Origin of the sequence: Rhodococcus sp. AG1013 (genome assembly GCF_003350365.1) — a bacterium.
Classification (GTDB): domain Bacteria; phylum Actinomycetota; class Actinomycetes; order Mycobacteriales; family Mycobacteriaceae; genus Prescottella.
Map to the genome: position 1 here is coordinate 129,790 of NZ_QQAT01000014.1, position 21,425 is coordinate 151,214.

Consider the following 21,425-nt stretch of genomic DNA (forward strand, 5'->3'; position numbering starts at 1 on the left):
CGGATCAGCGTTCGGCCGGTTGGATCGACACCACGCCTGTGCCGTCCCACTTCAGGGAGAACGCCTCACCGTTGCCCTGGCCCACCGCGGTCCGCCAGGACGCATCGGTGACGAACGACTGGGTGAGTTGACCACGAGCGCACACGAACGCATCGGGGTCGACGACCAGTGGGTGCTGCGGGGCCACCTCGAGGTGGACGAGAGGACCGCCGTGGGACATCAATGCGACCTGGCCGGTGCCGGTGACCGTGGTGGTGAACAGGCCCTGGCCGCTCATCGCTCCGCGCAGTCCGGTGAATGACACGGCGGTGCGTAGGTTCCCGGTCAGTGCCAGTAACTGTTCGGACTCGACCTGCAGCGTCTCGCCCGCCATTTCGATGAGCGTGAGATCTGCGGCGTCGTGCGCGAGATAGACGGTGCCAGTGCCGGTGCACTCCATCAGCGACAAACCCTCGCCGGTGGTGCGTTGTTTCAGCGCTGCGAGCACCCCGTCGCCGCCACCGAATCCGGCGGACTTGAACGTGACCTTGCCGTCGTAGGCGATCATCGATCCGCTCAGTGCGCGGATAGTGTCGCCGGTCAGGTGCGCCTCGAGGATCCTCTTGGATCGCTGCACCAACTGCATGTTCGTCTCCCCATACGTTCGACCGGCAGCCCTTCGCCGGCGACATCTCGGTACAGAGTGAATCACGGGGGCCTGGAGGTGAACTCGACCGCCTCGGGAACTGGGCGACCCAAGTTGATCATTGCGGGCCAACCGAGTTGCTCACGGGGGCTGGGGTTCGTCTCCTGTTCGGCGAGGAGTCGCAGCCAGGTGCTCCGATCCGACCGTCTCTCTTCAGGAGACACGCTCTGGGGTGCAGGGCCCCGTACGCCGCGGTCCCTACCCGGTCGGCGGGGTGAACAGCAGCGGGGTGATGGTTCCGTAGCCGTCGTCGCCCTCGATGTGCCAGGGCACCGTCGAGCGACCCTCACCGACCCGGGACCACAACGTCGTGAGCCAGGTCGCGGCGGCGTCGACCACCGCGTCCTGGATGCAGAAGGGCGTGTTGCGGGTGGGCCAGAGCGGAACGTCGGGGTCGAGTCCGTCCTCGGTGTGGACCACCCCGAACAGGTGGCGGTGGTCGTCGATCGGCCGGTTCAGCACGAAGGCGTCCGGGCCGTCGAATCGCGCCCACACATCGAAGGTTCCCTCCCCGTCCTGATCGGGGAACACCTCGAACCACAGGGCGGTCGCCTCGGTGGGGCAGGCGTCGAGAATCTCCGAAATCCGCTGCGCGGCAGTCTCCGTGTAGCGGCCGAGGACGGTCGCCAGTTCCGACAGGTACTCGGTGCGGTTCACGACGGAATGGTAGCGCCGGGACCCGGCCGGCGGCGGCGAGGGAACCGTTCGACGATTCGTCGCGTCCTACAGAGCGAACGGATTCGAAAAAGGGGAACGGCGGCGGAGGGAGTGCGCGAATGGATCGGTGCCCGAGGGGAGCCACGTATCGGCGGCCGACATTGCGCGCGTCGGCCGGGCCGCGCAGCGGTGGACTGCTGTCGACCGGATGTCGGCCACGACCGATCGTGGCCGACACCGGTGAACCTCCGCAGTCGGTCCGGCCCGTCGACGACCAGCCGGAATGACGGACGTCGAGGTCAGGCGCGGGGCAGTGCGCCCGCCGCGGTCTCGTCGAGCAGCCACACGGTCTTCTCGATCCCCCGAGCACCCGCGGCCGGGATCTCCTCGGCGGATGCGCCTCCGATCGCGGCGGCGACCGCGTCGGCCTTCGCCTCGCCCGAGACGATGAGCCACACCTCGCGCGCCGACTGCAGCGCCGGCAGCGTGAGCGTCACGCGGACCGCCGGCGGCTTGGGGGAGTCGGTGACGGCGACGACCAGCTGCTTACTCTCGCGGACCGCATCGGTGTGGGGGAACAGCGAATTGATATGTCCCTCACCGCCCATACCCAGCAGGTGGATGTCGAACAACGGGCCGGTGCGATCGGACCCGAACGCATCGAGCACCTCGGCGTACGCGGCCGCCGCGGTGACCGGATCGCTGTTGTACGCGCCGTCCGATGCCGCCACCACGTGCACCCGGGACTGGTCGACCGGGACGTGGTCGAGCAGGGCCTGGTGTGCCTGCACCTCGTTGCGCTCGGGATCACCCGAGGGCAGGAAGCGTTCGTCGCCGAAGAACACGTCGAGCGCCGACCAGTCGATCGCACCCGGGTTCTTGCGGACGTGCTCGAGCAGTGCGATGCCGGTGCCGCCTCCGGTGAGGACCACCGATGCCGACCCGCGCTCGCGCTGCGCCGCGACGACGGCGTCGACGAACCGCGTGGCCGCAGCCTGCACCAGTGCGTCGGTGTCCGGGTACCGCTGGATCTCCTGCTGTGCATTCACGTCAGACATATTCCACCTTCGACAGTCCGGTCAGTGCGGCCTCGTAGATCTCGTCCGGGTCCAGCCGGCGCAGTTCCTCGGCGAGGCAGTCGCGGGTCTCGCGCCGGGCCAGCGCCACCAGGGCGTCGGGCTGGCCGGTCCGGCTCAGCGTCGCGGTCGTCTCGGCCTGCGGGCGGCTGATCGAGATGGTGTCGTTCGCGAGCTTCAGCTCGACGAACAGATCACCGGTCTGCCGGCGGACCGGGCCGTCGATGCGATCGGCCAGCCAGCCCGCGAGCACGTCGAGGGCCGGTTCGGTGGCCAGACCCGACACCGTCGCCGAGACGATGCGCTCGTGCGGCGGCTGGTCGAGGGCGGAGGTCAGCAGCGCGCGCCAGTACGTGACCCGGCTCCACGCCAGGTCGGTGTCCCCGGCGGTGTACGACCCGAGCCGGCTCTTGATCGTCGATGTCGGGTCCTCGGCGCCGGTGGCGTCGGTGATGCGGCGGATCGCCAGGCGACCCACCGGATCCAGTGCCGGCACGGTGGGGGCGTCCTCGGGCCACCACGCGACGACGGGGGTGTCGGGCAGCAGGAACGGGACGACGACACTCGCCTCGTGGTCGGCAAGCTCTCCGTACACCCGCAGCACCACGACCTCGGAGGCGCCGGCGTCGCCGCCGACCCGGATCTCGGCGTCGAGATGTGTCTCCTCCGAGCGGGATCCGCGCGCCACCACGATGACGCGGCAGGGATGCTCCCGGCTGGCCTCGTTCGCGGCGTCGATGACGTCCTCGGAGTTCTTGCTGTCCCGGGTGCACACGACCAGCGTCAGGACGCGGCCCAACGTGACGGCGCCGCCGGACTCGCGGAGCTCGACGAGCTTCTTGTTGATCGCTCCGGTGGTGGTTCCCGGCAGCTCGATGATCACGGCCTTCTCCATTCACGACCGGTGCGGCGCATCATTTCCTGCGCCGACGGCGGACCCCACGTGCCTGCCTCGTAGGGCTCGGGCTTGCCCTGCTTCGCCCAGTGTTCGAGGACCGGGTCGAGGATCTTCCACGACAACTCGACCTCGGCGTTGACGGGGAACAGGGACGGCTCGCCCAGCAGGACATCGAGGATCAGCCGCTCGTAGGCCTCCGGGGAGGACTCGGTGAACGCCTGTCCGTAGCTGAAGTCCATGTTGACGTCCCGGACTTCCATGCTCGATCCCGGCACCTTGGAGCCGAACCGCATGGTGACGCCCTCGTCGGGCTGGACCCGGATCACGAGGGCGTTCTGGCCGAGGTCCTCGGTCATGGTCGCGTCGAACGGCAGATGCGGGGCCCGCTTGAACACGACGGCGATCTCGGTGACCCTGCGGCCCAGCCGTTTTCCCGTACGCAGGTAGAACGGCACCCCGGCCCAGCGGCGGGTGTCCACCTCGAGGGTGATCGCCGCGTAGGTCTCGGTGGTGGAGTCCTTCGCGAATCCCTCCTCCTCGAGGAGGCCGACGACCTTGCGTCCGCCCTGCCACCCACCGGCGTACTGACCGCGTGCGGTGGTCTCGTCGAGGGGCTCGGCGAGGCGGGTCGCGGAGAGCACCTTGATCTTCTCGGCCTGCAGCTCGGACGGTTCGAAGCTGATCGGCTCCTCCATCGCGGTGAACGCCAGCAGCTGCAGCAGGTGGTTCTGGATGACGTCCCGTGCGGCGCCGATACCGTCGTAGTACCCGGCGCGCCCCCCGAGACCGATGTCCTCGGCCATCGTGATCTGCACGTGGTCGACGTAGTGCGCGTTCCAGATCGGGTCGAACAACTGGTTCGCGAACCGCAGCGCCAGGATGTTCTGTACCGTCTCCTTGCCCAGGTAGTGATCGATGCGGAACACCGTGTCCTCCGGGAACACGTTGTTCACCACCGCATTGAGTTCCTGCGCGCTCTCGAGGTCGTGCCCGAACGGCTTCTCGATGACCACCCGGCGCCACTGCCCGTCCGCGGACTTGGCCAGACCCGACGTCGACAGCTGTTCGCACACCGTGGGGAACTGGGCGGGCGGAATCGACAGGTAGAAAGCGTGATTGCCGCGGGTGCCGCGTTCACGGTCCAGGGCATCGAGGGTGTTCGAGAGGTTCGTGAAGGCCTCGGCGTCGTCGAAGCTGCCCTGCACGAAGCGAATGCCCTTCGCGAGCTGCTCCCACACGTCCTCGCTGAACGGTGTGCGGGCGTGCTCGCGCACGGCGTCGTGCACGACCTGGGCGAAATCCTGGTCCGCCCAGTCACGCCGGGCGAACCCGACCAGAGCGAACCCGGGCGGAAGGAGGCCTCTGTTGGCGAGGTCGTAGACCGCGGGCATCAGCTTCTTGCGAGCCAAATCGCCGGTGACACCGAAGATCACCAGGCCACAGGGGCCGGCGATGCGAGGCAGTCGCCGGTCCCTGCTGTCCCGAAGTGGGTTGGTCCAACCGTCCGCCGCGGGTCCGCTCACGGGGTCAGCTCTCTCGAGCAGCGGTGAGCTGCTCCGAGATCGCGTCGAGGAGCTCGTTCCACGAGACCTCGAACTTGTCCACGCCCTCCGTCTCGAGCTTGTCGAACACCGCGGGGATGTCGATACCGACGGCGGCGAGCTGGTCGAAGACGGCCTGCGACGCCGCGGCGGTGCCCGAGATGGTGTCCCCGGAGACGACGCCGTGATCGGCGACCGCTTCCATGGTCTTCTCCGGCATCGTGTTGACCGTGTGAGGGGCGACGAGCTCGGTGACGTACAGCGTGTCCGAGTAGTCGGGATTCTTCACACCGGTCGAGGCCCACAGCGGACGCTGCACGCGGGCGCCGGCGGCGGCCAGCGCCTCCCAGCGCGACCCGCCCTCGAACACCTGCTGGTACGAGGCGTACGCGAGGCGGGCGTTGGCCAGACCGGCCTTGCCGCGCAGTGCGAGCGCCGCGTCCGAGCCGATCTTCTCGAGCTGTCCGTCGATCTCGCTGTCCACGCGGGAGACGAAGAACGACGCGACCGAGTGGATCTTCGACAGATCGTGTCCGGCGGACTTCGCGGCCTCGAGGCCCGCGAGGTACGCGTCGATGACGGCCTCGTAGCGCTCGACCGAGAAGATCAGCGTGACGTTGACGCTGATGCCCTCCGCGATAACCCGGGTGATCGCGGGCAGACCCGCCATGGTGGCCGGGATCTTGATCAGCAGGTTGTCGCGGTCGACGAGCTTCCACAGTTCGATGGCCTGCGCCACCGTCGCGTCGGTCTCGTGTGCCAGTCGCGGATCGACCTCGATCGACACCCGGCCGTCGACACCGTCGGAGGCCTCGGCCTGCGGGGCCAGCACCTCGCACGCTGCCCGGACGTCGTCCGTGGTGAGCGCGCGGACGGTCTCGTCGACGTCGGCGCCGTTCTTCGCGAGCTCGCGCAGCTGCGCGTCGTACGCCTCGCCCTTGGTGAGGGCGCCCTGGAAGATCGTCGGGTTGGTAGTGACGCCGACGACGCTGCGGGTCGCGATCAGCTCCGCGAGGTTGCCGGTCTCGAGCCGCGTGCGCGACAGATCGTCGAGCCACACGGACACACCCGCCGCGGACAGCGCCGCGAGGTTTGCATTCTGGGTTGCAGTGTCAGTCATGGTGATTCATCCCTTCACACGTGCGAGGGTGCGGCGAGCCGCATCGGTGACCGCCTCGGCCGTGAAGCCGAACTCGCGGAACAGCGTCTTGTAGTCGGCGGAAGCGCCGTAGTGCTCGATCGACACGGCCTCGCCGTCACTGCCGATGAACTTGTACCACGGCATCGCGATACCGGCCTCGACGGAGACGCGGGCCCGCACCGCCGGCGGCAGCACCGCGTCGCGGTAGGCCTGGTCCTGCTGCTCGAACCAGTCGAGGCAGGGGACCGACACGACGCGGGTGGCGATGCCGTCGGCCTCGAGCACCTCGCGGGCGGCGACTGCCAGCTGCAGCTCCGAACCGGTACCCAGCAGGATCACCTCGGGGGTGCCCGTCGACGCCTCGGCCAGGATGTACGCGCCACGGGCGACGCCCTCGGCGGCCTTGTCGCGGGTGCCCTCGAGGACCGGGATGTCCTGACGGGTCAGGGCCAGGGCGGTGGGGCCGGTCTTGTGTTCGAGCGCGGCCTTCCAGGCCTGCGCGGTCTCGTTCGCGTCACCCGGACGGATCACGGACATGTTCGGGATCGCACGCAGCGCGGCCAGGTGCTCGATCGGCTGGTGCGTGGGGCCGTCCTCGCCGAGACCGATGGAGTCGTGCGTCCACACGTAGATCGCCGGCGTCTTCATCAGCGACGCCAGTCGGACCGCGGGACGCATGTAGTCGCTGAACACGAGGAACGTGCCGCCGTAGGCGCGGGTGGGTCCGTGCAGCACGATGCCGTTGAGGATCGAGCCCATCGCGTGCTCGCGGATGCCGAAGTGCAGCGTCCGGCCGTAGGGCTGCGCGTTCCAGTCCTTGGTGGAGATCGACGTCGGACCGAACGAGTCGGAACCGTCGATCGTGGTGTTGTTGCTGCCGGCGAGGTCGGCCGAGCCGCCCCACAGCTCCGGCAGGATCGGGCCCAGCGCGTTGAGGGTCTTGCCCGACGCCTTGCGGGTGGCGACGCCCTTGGCGTCCGCGTCCCACGTCGGCAGGTTGTCGGTCCAGCCCTCGGGGAACTCGCCGGCGTGGAGGCGGTCGAACAGCGCCTTGCGCTCGGGCTCACGAGCGGCCCACGCGTCGAAGTCGGCCTGCCACTGTGCGTGTGCCGCGGCGCCTCGATCCAGGACCTCACGGGCGTGCGCGAGCGCGGCCGGATCGACGTCGAAGCTCTTCTCCGGGTCGAATCCGAGGGCCCGCTTGACGCCGGCGACCTCTTCGGCGCCCAGAGCGGCACCGTGCACGTCGCCGGTGTTCATCATGGTCGGCGCCGGGTAGCCGATGATCGTGCGGAGCAGGATGATCGACGGCTTGTCGGTGACCGCCTTGGCGGCCTCGACAGCGTCGAGGATCGCGGAGACGTTCTCGCCGCCCTCGACGGTCTGCACATGCCAGCCGTACGCCTCGTAGCGCTTGGCGACGTCCTCGCCGAGGGCGATCGCGGTGTCGTGTTCGATCGAGATCTTGTTGTCGTCGTAGAAGACGACGAGGTTGCCCAACTGCTGGACACCGGCGATCGACGACGCCTCCGACGTGACGCCTTCCTCCATGTCACCGTCGGAGGCGATCACGTAGACGTAGTGGTCGAACGGGCTGGCGCCGGCCGCGGCGTCCGGATCGAACAGGCCGCGCTCGCGGCGGGCGGCCATCGCCATGCCGACCGAGGACGCCAGGCCCTGGCCGAGCGGCCCGGTGGTCATCTCGACGCCGACCGTGTGGCCGTACTCCGGGTGGCCCGGGGTCAGCGAGCCCCACGTGCGCAGTGCCTCGATGTCGGACAGCTCGAGTCCGTAACCCGACAAGTACAGCTGCAGGTACAGCGTCAGGCTGCTGTGGCCGCAGGACAGGACGAAGCGGTCGCGACCCACCCATTCCGGGTTCTTCGGATCGTGGCGCAACACCCGCTGGAACAGGGTGTAGGCGAGAGGTGCGAGGCTCATCGCGGTGCCCGGGTGGCCGTTGCCGACCTTCTGGACGGCGTCCGCGGCGAGGACTCGGACGGTGTCGACGGCCTTGGTGTCCAGGTCGGTCCAATCGGCAGGGTGGACCGGTTGCGTGAGGACGCGGATCTCGTCTGTGATCGACACGGGCAGATGTCTCCTGACATGGTTGTACGTGGAGCCGGAGGGAGCTGTGGGCGTTAGCGGGCCTCTTGTGCGCCTCCAGCCTAGTTGTGCCTCCCCATTCGGGTCGATTCGGTTCGCAGGTTTGCGGCGTCTACCATCGTTTGTAGTAGTGCAGTAGCAAGCGAGGATGTAGTCGCGTGGGGCAAGGAGATAGCGTGCGTACAGGGCATCGGCCGAGCGGACATGGCTTCGGCAGCCCCGCCGCCGCATCCGAATCGAAGACTGCGCGGGACACCACCACGCTGTGGGGCCGCGTTTCGGCGACGATTCTGGCGTACATCGCATTGACGAAGCCGCGGGTGATCGAGCTGCTGCTCGTCGCCACGATTCCGGCGATGCTGCTCGCGGACCGCGGCCACATCGATCTCGTCCTCATCATCAGCACCCTGTTCGGTGGATGGATGGGCGCGGCGAGCGCCAACTCGCTCAACTGCGTCGTCGACGCCGACATCGACAAGGTGATGAAGCGGACGGCGCTGCGTCCCCTCGCACGTCAGGCCGTCCCGACCCGGCACGCTTTCGTGTTCGGCGTGACGCTCGGTGTCGCGTCGTTCCTGTGGCTGTGGTGGCGCGCCAACCTGCTCGCCGGGTTCCTCGTGGTTCTCACCATCGCCTTCTACGTGCTCGTCTACACGATGGTGCTCAAGCGCCGGACGTGGCAGAACGTGATCTGGGGCGGCGCCGCCGGCTGCATGCCGGTCATGGTCGGCTGGGCCGCGGTCACCGGATCGCTGAGCTGGGAGCCGGTCGTCCTGTTCCTGATCATCTTCTTCTGGACGCCGCCGCACACCTGGGCGCTCGCGATGCGCTACAAGGAGGACTACAAGGCTGCCGGTGTCCCGATGCTCCCGGTCATCGCGTCCGAGGAACACGTCACCAAGCAGATCGTGATCTACACGTGGGCGACGGTCCTCGCGTCGCTGGCGCTGGTCCCGGCGGCCGGCTGGATCTACGCGGGCGTCACCCTGCTGGCCGGCGCGTGGTTCCTGTTCGTCGCTCACCAGCTGTACAACAGCGTGCGCGGCGGCACCCCGATCAAGCCGCTCAAGCTGTTCCTGCAGTCCAACAACTACCTCGCAGTCGTGTGCTGCGGACTCGCCGTCGACTCCGTGCTCGGCTGGAACACCATCGCCAGTTACTTCTGACGAACTCTCGGCGAGGGCCCCGGTCGTTTCGACGACCGGGGCCCTCGCCGTTCGACAGCCTCCGTCGTTCGACGGGCTTGCTAGGGCACCAGCACGATCGACCCGATGGTCCGGCGTCCCTCGAGGTCCCGGTGCGCCTGCGCGGCGTCCGCGAGGGGATATGTGCCGCCCACTCGCAGTTTCAATGTCCCGGCGGCGATGGCGTCCAGTACCGCACCGGCGCGCCACGTCAGCTCTTCCCGATTCCGCACGTAGTGCGCGAGCGTGGGGCGGGTGACGTACAGCGATCCGGAGGAGTTCAGACGCTGCAGGTCGAAGGGCGCGACGGGTCCGCTGGCGGCCCCGAACAGCACGAGGGTGCCGCGGATCCGCAACGACGCGAGACTCGCGTCGAACGTGTCCTTGCCGACGCCGTCGTACACGGCGGCGACCCCTTCGCCGCCGGTGAGCTCACGAACCTGGTCCGCGAGCCCGGCACCGTACCGCAGGACCCGCCACGCGCCGGCCTCGCGCGACAGCGATTCCTTCTCGTCGCTCGACACCGTCGTGATGACCTTGACGTCCTTCGCGGCGGCCATCTGGGTGAGCAGCAGGCCCACCCCGCCGGCTCCGGCGTGCACGAGGACGGTGTCCCCGGCCTGCGCGGGAAACGCCGACTCGATCAGGTAGTGCGCGGTCATGCCCTGCAGCAGCGCCGACGCCGCGAACTCGGGAGCCACGCCGGCGGGCACCTTCACCGCCACCGCGGCGGGCACCGCGACCTTCTCCGCGTAGCCGGCGGCTGCGGCCGCCCACGCGACGCGGTCGCCCACCGCGAAGTCGGTGACGTCGGACCCGACCTCGAGGACCACGCCGGACCCCTCGTCGCCGGGCACGTATGGGACGTCGCGGGCATAGGTTCCGGTGCGGAAGTACGTGTCGATGAAGTTGATGCCGATCGCCTCCGTGGCAACCAGCAGGTCACCGGGGCCGATCTCCGGATCGGGCACCTCCGTGGGGACGAGAACCTCCGGACCGCCGAACTGGGACACCACGATTGCACGCATGCTCTTTGTTCTACACCGGCTCACGCCGTGCGGTACCGGAAGGTCGTGACGGTCGTTCGGCTACCGCACAGTAGTCTGGCCCCATGAGCACCGATACCCAGAGCACCGCTGCGGCCCCGGTCCTGCCCTCGGGCACGGTCGCCGCGATCCGCAAGTTCCTGTCCGAGCACGGTGGATCCGCGAGCGCGGTCATCCAGCCGGTGGGTCGCGCGGGCGTGCGCATCACCCTCGTCGGCGCCGACGGCATCCTCGGCGACCAGGTGGTCGACACGGTCGCGATCGCCAACGCCGTCGTGGCTTCGTTCGACGAGATCACGGTCTCCGAGTGGGACCGCGCCCTCACCAGCGTCGTGACCCCGCGCAAAGGTCATTTCGCGAAGATGGCGGGCTGGGTGGCCCACCAGACGCGATTCCCGAAGGCTCGCAACGAGCGCTGACACCTGAGAAGGCCGGATCCCCGCGGTAGTCGCGGGGACCCGGCCTTCGTTGTTCGTTGTGGTGACGCGGCGTCAGGCCGACGCGACAGTTTCGGCTTCGGCGCGGTCGGCCACCGGCTCGCGGATCCGGCCCGCCGCGTACAGGGCAGCGGTCGCGGCGGTGCACGCACCGGCGAGCGCCACATGGATCGTCACCAGCACCGCCGGCACGTGCGTCCAGAACTGCACGAGTCCGACGCACGCCTGCGCGACGACCAGCGCGATCACGACCTTCAGGCGCAGCTTCACCGCGGCGCTCGCCCGGACTGCGTACAGGCCGAAGCCCAGGCCGATCAGCAGCGCCAGGTAACCGACGAGCAACTCGGCATGCAGGTGCACCAGGTTGGTGATGTCGAGGTCCAGACGTTCGACCGTGCGCTCCGGGTTCTTGTCACCGGCGTGCGGGCCGGCACCGGTCACCATCGTTCCCGCCACCAACGTGCCGGCCAGCGCGACGCCGGTGAGGGCGGTCAGCCAGCTCAGCTGCTTGGGCAGGGTGGTGACCTCGACGCCGTCGTCCGGTTGGTCGATCTTGTGGTACAGCATCACCGACAGCCACACCATTGCCATCGACACCAGCAGGTGCAGCGCCACCGTCCACCAGAGCAGCCCGGTGAGCACCGTGATCCCGCCGAGCACCGCCTGCGCGACGGTCGACAGCGGCATCAGCCACGCGTACACGAGCACCTCGCGCCGCCGCGCCGCGCGCGTGACCGCGAGGACCACCGCGGCGGCGGTCGCGATCACCAGGAACGTGAGCAGGCGGTTACCGAACTCGATGGTCTGGTGGAACCAGGGCGCCGTCGAATCACCGGTCGGGACGAAACTGCCCGGGTAGCACTGCGGCCAGGTGGTGCATCCGAGGCCGGATGCCGTCACGCGGACCACCGATCCGGTGACCGCGATGCCGCCCTGCGTCACGATCACCGCGATCGCGATCCACTTCTGGACCGCAAGCGACGGCAGCGGTAGACGGTTGACCAGGCTCACAAACCCGCGATACAGCACAACCCGATGGTAGAGGGCCTTCCACTACGCGGTGTAGTTGGGCCCGGCTCGGCCGGGGTGTCGTCGACCCGGGCCCGGTGCCCGGCGACCGCGGGGATCACGACCCCGACGATCCCGAGCCGCTCGAGCCGCCGCCGTCCGGGTTGACCGACACGATCCCCGAGATCGTGCCCTGCATGTACCGGCCGTCCTCGGTGATCAGCGCCGACATCTGCAGGGTGTCCCCGAGCATGGTGCCGGTGATCGGCCTGGTGGTCTTCACCGCGCCGGTGTCGGGGTCGATCACCGCGTAGGCGAAGCCGTCGAGCGGCGTCGTCGCGTCCAGTCCCTGCCGGACCATCGTGTAGATGTTGCCGTCCGCCGTGGACAGGTGCGGCACCGCCGAACTGCGGACCTCGTTCTGCCATACGGTGCTGCAGCCCTCGCCGTCGGTGTCGACGTCCACGCGCGTCATCCCGCCGCGGAACGGCGCCGACGCGGGAACCGCCTCGCCCGCGCCGTCCGGGACCGTCGGGTACGGGTAGCCATAGGTGCTCGCGACGAACACCGAGCGCCCGATGCCGATGGGGGAGTTCTCGCTGCCGCTGCCCGATCCGGTGCTCCCGGTGGCGCTCCCGCTCAGGCTGCCGGTGCTGCCCGACAAGCTGCCGCCGTCGTCGCCCGGAGGCAGGACCGGTTCCTTGCAGATCTCGGCGCCGGTGTCGGACCGGTAGACCAGCAGGTTCACCTGGCCGTCGGCGTTGTCGACGATCGTGACGTACTCGGATCCGGTGGCGGGCCCGAAGTAAGTGGGTGTCGAACCCGTGCCCCAGCTGAGCTGGCCGGGCTTGCGCGCCGACCCCCGGTCGTACTCCTGCCGCCACTCGAGTTGCGGCTGCGAGTCCGGTCCGGCGGTGAACTGGTAGGTGGCGTGGGTGGACGCGACCGAGGTGCCCGTCGGTGACGTCGAGATGCTGTTCTGCACCTGTTCGCCCGCCGGTAGGGGCACGGTGCGGGCGGTGCCGGTGTGGTCGACCGTGCCCACGACACCGTTGCCCGTCGCGAACCACACGTTGCCGGCCCAGTCGGGCGCGAGTCCGGTGACGTTGTCGCCGTCGGGAATCGCCGACGTCAGATCGGTGCTCGAGTCGACCGTGAGCGTCCAGGTGCCGTCCGGGTCCTGGGCGTGGCCCACCCGCAGCAGGTGACGGCTGCCGTCGACCACCACGAGGCGGTCGTCCGAATCCAGGTAGGCGTACACCCCGCCGAGCAGGCTGCCCCTGGCCAGCTCCAACTGGGCCAGCGTGCCACCCACCGGGAACGTCGACGCGGTCGGATCGAGCAGGTGCACGGTGGGCGTCCGGCCCAGCATCGTCGTGCACAGTGCGACGACCAGGCCGTCGGAGCCCTGCAGCAGCGTCGGGCAGGCCGACGCGAGCGGGTACTGCGCGATCGAGACCGCGCCGGCGCCCGGGCCGGCCAGCCGCGTCGCGTCCGACGATCCGGCGTCCCCGTGCATGGTGGAGGTCCCGTCGGGGCCCAGATACGGGTTGGCCGGTGCGAGGGGCCCCCACCCGGGGGCCGCATCCGCGGTCACCGGGGCCAGGGCCAGAGCGAGTGCGCCGCACGCGGCGATCGAGGTACGACGGAATCCGGTGATCAGGGAAGCAGTCACGACGGTCATTGTGGTACCGGACGGTCGGTGCCGGGAGCGTTTCGCCCGACACGAGCCGAATGCACGAATACTCGTGTCAGGTGAACTTGAAGGTGCGGGTCGCGACGAAACCGGCCACCGCCGCCCACACCGCCAGCACTGCCACGCACATGACGTTGATGCTGCCCGTGGTCGCGTCCTCGAGGGCCTGCGCCAGCGCCCCAGACGGGATGAGCTGCGCGCCGATCCGGACACCACTGTGCAGTTGATCGGCGAAGATGACGCTGCCGACACCGGCCATCACGAACCACAGGATGTTGGCGAGAGCGAGAACGATCTCGGCGCGCAGCGTGCCGCCGAGCAGCAGGCCCAGCGCCGCGAACGTGACCGTGCCGAGCGCGATGACGACGCCGCCGAGGAGCAGTCCGAGCGCCTCCGGCCGCCAGCCCAGGGCGAAGCCGATCGCTCCGAGCAGGAGGGACTGCATCGCGACGACGATGACGACAGCCGCGCTCTTGCCCGCGATGATGCCCCAGCGCGGCAGGGGAGTGGCCCCGAGTCGTTTCAGCGCGCCGTAGCGCCGGTCGAAGCCGACCGCGATCGCCTGCCCCGTGAACGCCGTCGACATGATCGCGACCATCATCACGGCCGGGACGATGGTGTCGACGCGGTCGTCGCCGAAGTCGCCGACGGGGAGGAGCGTCAGACCGATCAGCAGGGTGATCGGGATGAACATGGTGATGAGCAACTGCTCGCCGTTGCGCAGCAGCAGCGTGAGCTCGAGCCGGGTCTGCGCGGCGAGCATGCGGGCCGCGGGCGCCGGCTGCGGGCGCGGCGTGAAGGTTCCGTCGGCGAATCGGTTGTCGGCCAGGCGGTCGTGGTGCGTCACGCTCATCCCCTCAGGTCCCGTCCGGTGAGTTCGAGGAAGACATCCTCGAGTCGGCGCTGGTCCACCCGGATCTCCGTGGCGAGCGCGTCCTGTCCGGCACACCACGACGTGACCGCCGCGACGATGTGCGGATCGATGGTGCCGCGCACCGCGTAGTTGCCGGGAGTGCGCTCGAGGGCCTGGTAGTCGGCAGGCAGGACGGCGCGCAGACGCTCGAGGTCGAGACCGGGCGGCGCGACGAGGCTCAGCTGGCCCTCGGCCCCGGTCCGGGTGACCTCGGACGGTGTACCGGACGCGACGATCTGCCCGTGGTCGATGATGACCAGTTCGTCGGCCAGTTCCTCGGCCTCGTCCATCAGGTGCGTGGTCAGCAGGACGCTGACGCCGTCGCGGCGCAGGGCGTCGATCAGCTCCCACACCAGCAGACGGGCCTGCGCGTCCAGGCCGGCGGTCGGTTCGTCGAGGAACACCAGCTCGGGGCGCCCGACGAGTGCGCATGCGAGCGCGAGGCGCTGCTGCTGGCCACCGGACAGTCGTCGGTACGGCGTCCGGCGCGCGTCCTGCAGTCCGAGGCTCTTCAGGAGCCACTCGGGATCGAGCGGGTCGGCCGAGTACGACGCCACGAGGTCGAGCATCTCCCCGGCCTTCGACCCGGGGTAGGCGCCGCCGCCCTGGAGCATGACGCCGATCCGCGGGCGCAGGGCGGCCGAGTCGGCGATGGGGTCGAGACCGAGGACGCGCACGGACCCGGCATCGGGGGAGACGAAGCCCTCGCACATTTCGACGGTCGTGGTCTTGCCGGCGCCGTTGGGGCCGAGCAGGGCAAGTACCTGCGCGGACTCGAGCGTGAGGTCGAGTCCGTCGACCGCGCGCAGGTCGCCGAACGACTTGACCACGCCCTCGAGTCGCACGGCGGGACCGCCCCTGTTGGACGTCGTGTTCGACGCTCTGACAATCACGAGGAACCAGCCTAAGCCCCGGCCGGATCAGTCTGAGCCGGCGGTCCGGGCTGCGCCCGCCACAACAGCTGATTCCGTGTCAGGACGATCAGGGCGATGCTCGTCACCGCGGTCGCGATGGCGGCCTGGACGATCATGAACGGCTCGTACTCGGCGCCGTTGGGCATCAAGATCACGCTGACGAACGACGAGAAGGCGATCGCGGGGATACGGAAGATGGGCCGGGTGGCCCACGCGGCCAGCGGGATCACCGCCCACAGCAGGTACCAGGGCTGCACCACGGGGAAGAGGAGGACGATCGCGCCCAGCGAGACGCCGAGCGCGCCCACCGGATGGATTCGTCCGACCAGGACGGCGATCAGCATGCGGACCGTGATGAAGGCGGCGATCAGCGACGCGATCGGTCGTGTGAGGCTGAGCACAGCGGTGGTGTGGTCGCCGAGGCCGAGCAGGACGCCGGCGAGACCGGTTCCCAGTCCGAGCAACGTCGGGATCGACATCCAGCTGCGCACCTCCGTTGCGGTGCCGAGCGTCTGGGTCCAGCCCATGCCCAGTCCGCTCGCGACGCTGACGAACACCGTCACCGCGATGGTCACCGCGCCGAGGATGGCCGCAGCGGACACCAGTGACTTGAGGTTGCCGCCCCACCGCCGGGCCAGGGCCATGCCGACGAAACCGAGTGCCAGTAGCGACGGAATCTTGATCGTCGAGGACAGCACGATCAGCGTCGCGCCCGCGAGCAGGAGGAGCAGGACCCGGCCCCGGATCGGTTGGACGCTGTCGACGGCACGCAGGGCCACCTCGACGCCGGCCAGCATCAGGCCGATCATGAGAGCCTCGTTGTGGATGCCGGCGACCAGGTGGAACAGCACCAGTGGGTTCGCCGCGCCCAGCCACAACGCGCTCACAGCGGAGACGCCGCAGCGGCGGGCGAGGCGGGGCAGCGCCCACACGATCAGCGCGACACCGGCGAGCGCGAGAATGCGGTGCAGGAAGATCCCGGCCACGATGTTGTCGCCGGTCAGGTAGGTGATTCCGCGTCCCATCCAGAGGAACAGGGGACCGTAGGGCGCCGGCGTCTCACGCCAGATGTTCGGCACGGTCCGGGTGAGGACGTGATCGACGCCGAGTGCCCCGGCCGGTCCGATCTCGTACGGATCGAGGCCGCGGGCGGTGATCTCACTCTGCGCGAGGTAGGAGTACACGTCGCGGCTGAACATCGGCGGAGCGACTGTGAGGGGAATCACCCACAATAGAAGGGTGCGGTCGAGTTGCGACCGGCTCAGCTGTCGGGGCGCTCGGCCGCCGCGGATGTTTCCGACCGCGAATCGGCCGAGTAGCAGCCAGGCCAGCACCACCATGACGGTGCCCGTCATCGCCATGCTCAGGGTCGCGCTCGGCATACGTGCCGGCAGGCCGAGGATCCGCAGGCCCTGGACCGGGTTCTGCAGAACAGGTTGCGCTCCCGCGCCCAGCGCGCCGACGGCCATCAATACTGCGCCGGTCGCACCGAAGAGTCGGATGTGGTGCAGTTGGCGGTTCTCGCGGGCGTTGAGACCTGGCGACTCCGGTTCGTCGCCGTGGAGGGCGTCGCCTACCGACGGGCGGGGGGAACGCCCGTCGATCCCGAGCGCGCGCTTGGCGAAGGTCGTCGCCCGCTCGGCCCGAGATCGGGCCGGGGCGTCCGACTCGTTGTCCATCTCGGTCTGCGGCACACGGTGCAGCGTAGCGGGGCGGGCGGGGGACTCCGGTCACGGCGGATCGACGACCCGGCCGAATCGGTGTGGCGCCCGTTACACAGGCAACCCTTCGTGGACCGCTGGGCCTAATTCCGTCACACTGGTGTTGTGAAATCGGAAGCGGCTCGACGTTCGAGTGGAGAAAGCGCAGCTCACGTGACTGCGTCGTCCTCCGCTGGTTCCACGGTGTCCGTTGCCGGTGCACACGAAGGACACACTCGCGCCGCGGTCGTTCAATTGCTCGTCGAGGAGGGGCCGATCTCGGCCACCGACATCGGCGTGCGACTCGGTCTCAGTGCGGCCGGTGTCCGACGGCATCTGGATGCGCTCATCGATGCGGGTGAGGCGCAAGCCGCGAGTGCCGCCAGTTGGCGGCAGCGTGGTCGTGGCCGTCCCGCGAAGCTGTTCCAGATCACCGCAGCGGGTCGGGGCAAGCTCGGCCACACGTATGACGACCTCGCCGGTGCCGCGATGCGGCAGTTGCGGGAGATCGGTGGCGACGCGGCCATCGAGGACTTCGCCCGACGTCGGGTGCAGTCCATCGTCGGCGACGTCGCGCCGGTGACCGAGGACAAGCCGGAGGAGGTGGAGTCCACCGCCGAGGAGATCGCGGAGGCGTTCACCTCGGCCGGGTTCGCCGCCTCGATCCGTCCGGTCGGCAACGGGGTGCAGATCTGCCAGCATCACTGCCCGGTCTCGCACGTGGCCGAGGAGTTCCCCGAACTGTGCGAGGCGGAACGGGCCGCGTTCGCCGCCTTGCTCGGCCGACATGTGCAGAGGTTGGCAACCATCGCCAACGGGGACTGCGCCTGCACCACGCATGTCCCGCTCGCGTTACCCCGAACGACCGAATAGATGATCTCGATTTTCTCCCTGCCGGTGTCCAGCTCTCACCGGTACGTACCAAGACTCCGGAAGGAGCTCGCATGACCGTCACATCAGACCAGGTGACACCCGAGGCGCCACTGACGCAGGAAGAGACGATCGCCTCGCTGGGCAATTACGGCTACGGCTGGTCGGACTCCGACGCCGCCGGTGCCAGTGCACAGCGAGGTCTGTCCGAGGCCGTCGTGCGGGACATCTCCTCGAAGAAGAACGAGCCCGAGTGGATGCTCGACATCCGCCTCAAGGCGCTCAAGACCTTCGACAAGAAGCCCATGCCGCACTGGGGTTCGAACCTCGACGGCATCGATTTCGACAACATCAAGTACTTCGTGCGGTCCACCGAGAAGCAGGCCGAGAGCTGGGAAGACCTGCCCGAGGACATCAAGAACACGTACGACAAGCTGGGCATCCCGGAGGCGGAGAAGCAGCGCCTGGTCGCCGGTGTCGCCGCGCAGTACGAGTCCGAGGTGGTCTACCACCAGATCCGTGAGGATCTCGAGGCTCAGGGCGTGATCTTCCTCGACACCGACACCGGTCTGCGCGAGCACCCGGAGATCTTCCAGGAGTACTTCGGCTCGGTCATTCCGGCCGGCGACAACAAGTTCTCCGCGCTGAACACCGCCGTCTGGTCCGGTGGCTCGTTCATCTACGTCCCGCCGGGTGTCAAGGTCGACATCCCGCTGCAGGCCTACTTCCGGATCAACACCGAGAACATGGGTCAGTTCGAGCGGACGCTGATCATCGTCGACGAGGGCGCCTCGGTGCACTACGTCGAGGGCTGCACGGCCCCGATCTACAAGTCCGACTCGCTGCACTCCGCGGTCGTCGAGATCATCGTCAAGAAGGGCGGCCACTGCCGCTACACGACGATCCAGAACTGGTCGAACAACGTCTACAACCTGGTGACCAAGCGCACCAAGGTCGAGGCCGGCGGATCCATGGAGTGGATCGACGGCAACATCGGCTCCAAGGTCACGATGAAGTACCCGGCCGTGTGGATGATGGGCGAGCACGCCCGCGGCGAGGTTCTCTCCGTCGCGTTCGCCGGCGAGGGCCAGCACCAGGACACGGGTGCGAAGATGCTGCACCTGGCGCCGCACACGTCGTCGACGATCGTCAGCAAGTCCGTCGCCCGCGGCGGTGGCCGCGCGTCCTACCGCGGCCTGGTCCAGGTCAACAAGGGTGCGCACGGGTCGAAGGCGACCGTCAAGTGTGACGCCCTGCTGGTCGACCAGATCAGCCGTTCCGACACGTACCCGTACGTCGACGTCCGCGAGGACGACGTGACGATGGGCCACGAGGCGACGGTGTCGAAGGTCAGCGACGACCAGTTGTTCTACCTCATGAGCCGCGGTCTGACCGAGGACGAGGCGATGGCCATGGTGGTGCGAGGGTTCGTCGAGCCCATCGCCAAGGAGCTGCCGATGGAGTACGCCCTCGAGCTCAACCGCCTGATCGAACTGCAGATGGAAGGGGCGGTGGGCTAGTGAGCACCCCCGTGACGGGAGTACAGGGTGCGGTGGCCGGCGAGAACGTCGCCCCCGCAACCAACAAGGGTGAGGTCTTCACCTCGTTCGACGTGAATGCGTTCGAGGTGCCCGCCGGACGCGACGAGGCGTGGCGGTTCACCCCGCTGCGCCGGCTGCGGGGTCTGCACGACGGCACCGCCGTCGCATCCGGCTCGGCCACTGTCGAGGTCACCGGTGGCGACATCACCGTCGAGACCGTCGGCCGTGACGATGCCCGCCTCGGCCAGGGCGGCGTCCCGTTCGATCGTGTCGCCGCGCAGGCGTACTCGTCGTTCGAGACGGCGACCGTCGTGACTGTCGGTCGCGAGACCGAGGTGGCGGAGCCGATCAACATCGTCGTCACCGGACCCGGTGAGGGCCAGGTGGCGTTCGGCCACCTGCAGATCCGCCTCGAGACCTTCGCGAAGGCGACCGTCGTCCTCGATCAGAAGGGCAACGGAACCTACGCGGAGAACGTCGAGTTCGTGCTCGGCGACGGCTCGTCGCTGACCGTCGTCGCGGTCCAGGACTGGGAGGACGACGCGGTGCACGCGGCGGCCCACCACGCGATGCTCGGCCGGGACGCGGTGCTGCGGCACACCTCGGTGAGCCTGGGCGGCGACCTCGTCCGGATCACGCCGACGGTCAAGTACGCGGGCCCCGGCGGCGACGCCGAGCTGCTCGGCCTCTACTTCGCCGACGCCGGTCAGCACTTCGAGCAGCGCCTGCTGGTGGACCACTCGCAGCCGCACTGCAAGTCGAATGTCGTGTACAAGGGTGCGCTGCAGGGCGATCCGGCCTCCGGTAAGCCCGACGCACACACCGTGTGGATCGGCGACGTGCTGATCCGTGCCGAGGCCGAGGGCACCGACACGTTCGAGCTCAACCGCAACCTGGTGCTCACCGACGGCGCGCGCGCCGACTCCGTGCCGAACCTCGAGATCGAGACCGGCGAGATCGTCGGCGCCGGACACGCCAGCGCGACCGGACGTTTCGACGACGAGCAGCTGTTCTACCTGCGCGCCCGGGGTATTCCCGAGGACCAGGCGAGGCGACTGGTGGTGCGTGGTTTCTTCCACGAGATCATCAACCGCATCGCCGTTCCCGAGGTGCGCGAGCGCCTCGAGGCCGCGGTCGAGGCCGAACTCGCCGCCGTCGGCGCCTGATCCGGGCCCGCCTCCAGCTTTCCGCCGATACTTCCCAGAGGAAATCGAATGTCTACCCCTGAAAACTCGGTTCTCGAAATCAAGGACCTGCACGTCAACGTCGCCAGCTCGGACGAGAACGCCGAGCCGATCAACATCCTCAAGGGCGTGAACCTCACCGTCCGCTCGGGTGAGACCCACGCGATCATGGGCCCCAACGGCTCCGGCAAGTCCACCCTGTCGTATGCGATCGCCGGCCACCCCAAGTACGAGGTGACCTCCGGTTCGATCACCCTCAACGGTGAGAACGTCCTGGAGATGAGCGTCGACGAGCGCGCCCGCGCCGGTCTCTTCCTGGCCATGCAGTACCCGGTCGAGGTTCCGGGCGTGTCGATGTCGAACTTCCTGCGCACCGCTGCCACCGCGGTCCGTGGCGAGGCCCCCAAGCTGCGCCACTGGGTCAAGGAGGCCAAGGAGGCGATGGTCGAGCTCGAGATCGATCCCGCGTTCGCCGAGCGCAGCGTCAACGAGGGCTTCTCGGGTGGCGAGAAGAAGCGCCACGAGATCCTGCAGCTGGGTCTGCTCAAGCCGAGGATCGCGATCCTCGACGAGACCGACTCCGGCCTGGACGTCGACGCGCTGCGCGTCGTCTCCGAGGGCGTCAACCGCTACAAGGAGCGTGAGAACGGCGGCATCCTGCTGATCACGCACTACACGCGGATCCTGCGCTACATCGAGCCCGAGTTCGTGCACGTGTTCGTGAACGGCCGCATCGTCGAGTCCGGTGGCGCCGAGCTCGCCGACGAGCTCGAGACCAACGGCTACGTGCGGTTCACCCAGGCTGCAGCGTCCGGGGCAGAGGCGTAG

The 21,425-nt window shown here is 68.8% G+C and carries 19 protein-coding genes; 6 read left to right on the forward strand and 13 right to left on the reverse strand.

Annotated elements, in window-relative coordinates; genetic code table 11:
* Positions 1 to 4 precede the first annotated feature (4 nt).
* From DEU38_RS17760 to tkt, 7 genes are all read right to left on the reverse strand, one after another.
* Entirely contained in the window at positions 5 to 625 is a 621-nt protein-coding gene (locus DEU38_RS17760; RefSeq protein ID WP_114722720.1) for an AIM24 family protein, read from the reverse strand.
* Positions 626 to 883: 258 nt separating this feature from the next.
* The gene (locus DEU38_RS17765; RefSeq protein ID WP_114722721.1) at positions 884 to 1,342 is read right to left on the reverse strand and encodes a DUF6389 family protein; all 459 of its coding nucleotides are present in this window, start codon (positions 1,340 to 1,342) and stop codon (positions 884 to 886) included.
* A 299-nt stretch (positions 1,343 to 1,641) separates the two neighbouring features.
* Positions 1,642 to 2,400 (reverse strand): 6-phosphogluconolactonase, encoded by a 759-nt coding sequence (gene pgl / locus DEU38_RS17770; RefSeq protein ID WP_114722722.1) that lies wholly within the window; start codon positions 2,398 to 2,400, stop codon positions 1,642 to 1,644.
* The gene (opcA, locus tag DEU38_RS17775) at positions 2,393 to 3,301 is read right to left on the reverse strand and encodes a glucose-6-phosphate dehydrogenase assembly protein OpcA (protein WP_368077042.1); all 909 of its coding nucleotides are present in this window, start codon (positions 3,299 to 3,301) and stop codon (positions 2,393 to 2,395) included. The genes pgl and opcA overlap by 8 nt, the downstream gene beginning before the upstream one ends.
* Positions 3,298 to 4,839 carry a glucose-6-phosphate dehydrogenase gene (zwf, locus tag DEU38_RS17780; RefSeq protein WP_114722724.1) on the reverse strand — a complete coding sequence of 514 codons (1,542 nt, stop codon included), beginning with the start codon at positions 4,837 to 4,839 and terminating at the stop codon, positions 3,298 to 3,300. The genes opcA and zwf overlap by 4 nt, the downstream gene beginning before the upstream one ends.
* A 4-nt stretch (positions 4,840 to 4,843) precedes the next feature.
* Positions 4,844 to 5,977, reverse strand: a complete 1,134-nt coding sequence (gene tal / locus DEU38_RS17785; RefSeq protein ID WP_114722725.1) for a transaldolase — start codon at positions 5,975 to 5,977, stop codon at positions 4,844 to 4,846.
* A gap of 6 nt (positions 5,978 to 5,983) precedes the next feature.
* Entirely contained in the window at positions 5,984 to 8,086 is a 2,103-nt protein-coding gene (gene tkt, locus DEU38_RS17790; RefSeq protein ID WP_114722726.1) for a transketolase, read from the reverse strand.
* 194 nt (positions 8,087 to 8,280) lie between these two features.
* On the opposite strand from tkt, the gene DEU38_RS17795 reads away from it, so the two are divergent.
* Positions 8,281 to 9,270 (forward strand): heme o synthase, encoded by a 990-nt coding sequence (locus tag DEU38_RS17795; RefSeq protein ID WP_114722727.1) that lies wholly within the window; start codon positions 8,281 to 8,283, stop codon positions 9,268 to 9,270.
* Positions 9,271 to 9,350: 80 nt separating this feature from the next.
* On the opposite strand, the gene DEU38_RS17800 is transcribed toward DEU38_RS17795, so the two are convergent.
* Positions 9,351 to 10,316, reverse strand: a complete 966-nt coding sequence (locus tag DEU38_RS17800; protein ID WP_114722728.1) for a quinone oxidoreductase — start codon at positions 10,314 to 10,316, stop codon at positions 9,351 to 9,353.
* A gap of 83 nt (positions 10,317 to 10,399) precedes the next feature.
* Between DEU38_RS17800 and DEU38_RS17805 the strand changes: the two genes are divergently transcribed.
* The gene (locus tag DEU38_RS17805) at positions 10,400 to 10,753 is read left to right on the forward strand and encodes a hypothetical protein (RefSeq protein ID WP_114722729.1); all 354 of its coding nucleotides are present in this window, start codon (positions 10,400 to 10,402) and stop codon (positions 10,751 to 10,753) included.
* A 72-nt stretch (positions 10,754 to 10,825) separates the two neighbouring features.
* Here the strand turns inward: DEU38_RS17805 and DEU38_RS17810 are convergent, their stop codons facing one another.
* From DEU38_RS17810 to mptB, 5 genes are all read right to left on the reverse strand, one after another.
* Entirely contained in the window at positions 10,826 to 11,800 is a 975-nt protein-coding gene (locus DEU38_RS17810; RefSeq protein ID WP_114722730.1) for a heme A synthase, read from the reverse strand.
* Between the two features lie 97 nt (positions 11,801 to 11,897).
* Positions 11,898 to 13,463 carry a hypothetical protein gene (locus DEU38_RS17815; protein WP_114722731.1) on the reverse strand — a complete coding sequence of 522 codons (1,566 nt, stop codon included), beginning with the start codon at positions 13,461 to 13,463 and terminating at the stop codon, positions 11,898 to 11,900.
* A 67-nt stretch (positions 13,464 to 13,530) separates the two neighbouring features.
* Positions 13,531 to 14,328, reverse strand: coding sequence for an ABC transporter permease (locus DEU38_RS17820; protein WP_114722732.1), 798 nt, complete (start codon positions 14,326 to 14,328; stop codon positions 13,531 to 13,533).
* Positions 14,325 to 15,278 (reverse strand): ABC transporter ATP-binding protein, encoded by a 954-nt coding sequence (locus tag DEU38_RS17825; RefSeq protein ID WP_114722758.1) that lies wholly within the window; start codon positions 15,276 to 15,278, stop codon positions 14,325 to 14,327. The genes DEU38_RS17820 and DEU38_RS17825 overlap by 4 nt, the downstream gene beginning before the upstream one ends.
* A gap of 14 nt (positions 15,279 to 15,292) precedes the next feature.
* Positions 15,293 to 16,981: a polyprenol phosphomannose-dependent alpha 1,6 mannosyltransferase MptB gene (gene mptB, locus DEU38_RS17830; RefSeq protein ID WP_114722759.1), complete on the reverse strand. Its 1,689-nt coding sequence runs from the start codon at positions 16,979 to 16,981 to the stop codon at positions 15,293 to 15,295.
* A 195-nt stretch (positions 16,982 to 17,176) separates the two neighbouring features.
* Here mptB and DEU38_RS17835 point away from each other — a divergent pair, with 195 nt between their 5' ends.
* The 4 genes from DEU38_RS17835 to sufC all read left to right on the forward strand — a co-directional run bounded on the left by DEU38_RS17835 (position 17,177) and on the right by sufC (position 21,425).
* Positions 17,177 to 17,875: a metalloregulator ArsR/SmtB family transcription factor gene (locus tag DEU38_RS17835; protein WP_174910007.1), complete on the forward strand. Its 699-nt coding sequence runs from the start codon at positions 17,177 to 17,179 to the stop codon at positions 17,873 to 17,875.
* Positions 17,876 to 17,946: 71 nt separating this feature from the next.
* Positions 17,947 to 19,392 (forward strand): Fe-S cluster assembly protein SufB, encoded by a 1,446-nt coding sequence (gene sufB / locus DEU38_RS17840; RefSeq protein ID WP_114722734.1) that lies wholly within the window; start codon positions 17,947 to 17,949, stop codon positions 19,390 to 19,392.
* The gene (gene sufD / locus DEU38_RS17845) at positions 19,392 to 20,579 is read left to right on the forward strand and encodes a Fe-S cluster assembly protein SufD (RefSeq protein ID WP_114722735.1); all 1,188 of its coding nucleotides are present in this window, start codon (positions 19,392 to 19,394) and stop codon (positions 20,577 to 20,579) included. The genes sufB and sufD overlap by 1 nt, the downstream gene beginning before the upstream one ends.
* Before the next feature lie 48 nt (positions 20,580 to 20,627).
* Positions 20,628 to 21,425, forward strand: a complete 798-nt coding sequence (sufC, locus tag DEU38_RS17850; protein ID WP_114722736.1) for a Fe-S cluster assembly ATPase SufC — start codon at positions 20,628 to 20,630, stop codon at positions 21,423 to 21,425.

Excerpts from the sequence above, each read along its gene's own strand:
- DEU38_RS17760 (WP_114722720.1), bottom strand. The coding sequence starts at position 625 with ATGCAGTTGGTGCAGCGATCCAAGAGGATCCTCGAGGCGCACCTGACC.
- pgl (WP_114722722.1), bottom strand. The coding sequence starts at position 2,400 with ATGTCTGACGTGAATGCACAGCAGGAGATCCAGCGGTACCCGGACACC.
- tal (WP_114722725.1), bottom strand. The coding sequence starts at position 5,977 with ATGACTGACACTGCAACCCAGAATGCAAACCTCGCGGCGCTGTCCGCG.
- DEU38_RS17800 (WP_114722728.1), bottom strand. The coding sequence starts at position 10,316 with ATGCGTGCAATCGTGGTGTCCCAGTTCGGCGGTCCGGAGGTTCTCGTC.
- DEU38_RS17805 (WP_114722729.1), top strand. The coding sequence starts at position 10,400 with ATGAGCACCGATACCCAGAGCACCGCTGCGGCCCCGGTCCTGCCCTCG.
- DEU38_RS17815 (WP_114722731.1), bottom strand. The coding sequence starts at position 13,463 with ATGACCGTCGTGACTGCTTCCCTGATCACCGGATTCCGTCGTACCTCG.
- DEU38_RS17820 (WP_114722732.1), bottom strand. The coding sequence starts at position 14,328 with ATGAGCGTGACGCACCACGACCGCCTGGCCGACAACCGATTCGCCGAC.
- mptB (WP_114722759.1), bottom strand. The coding sequence starts at position 16,981 with ATGGACAACGAGTCGGACGCCCCGGCCCGATCTCGGGCCGAGCGGGCG.
- sufB (WP_114722734.1), top strand. The coding sequence starts at position 17,947 with ATGACCGTCACATCAGACCAGGTGACACCCGAGGCGCCACTGACGCAG.
- sufC (WP_114722736.1), top strand. The coding sequence starts at position 20,628 with ATGTCTACCCCTGAAAACTCGGTTCTCGAAATCAAGGACCTGCACGTC.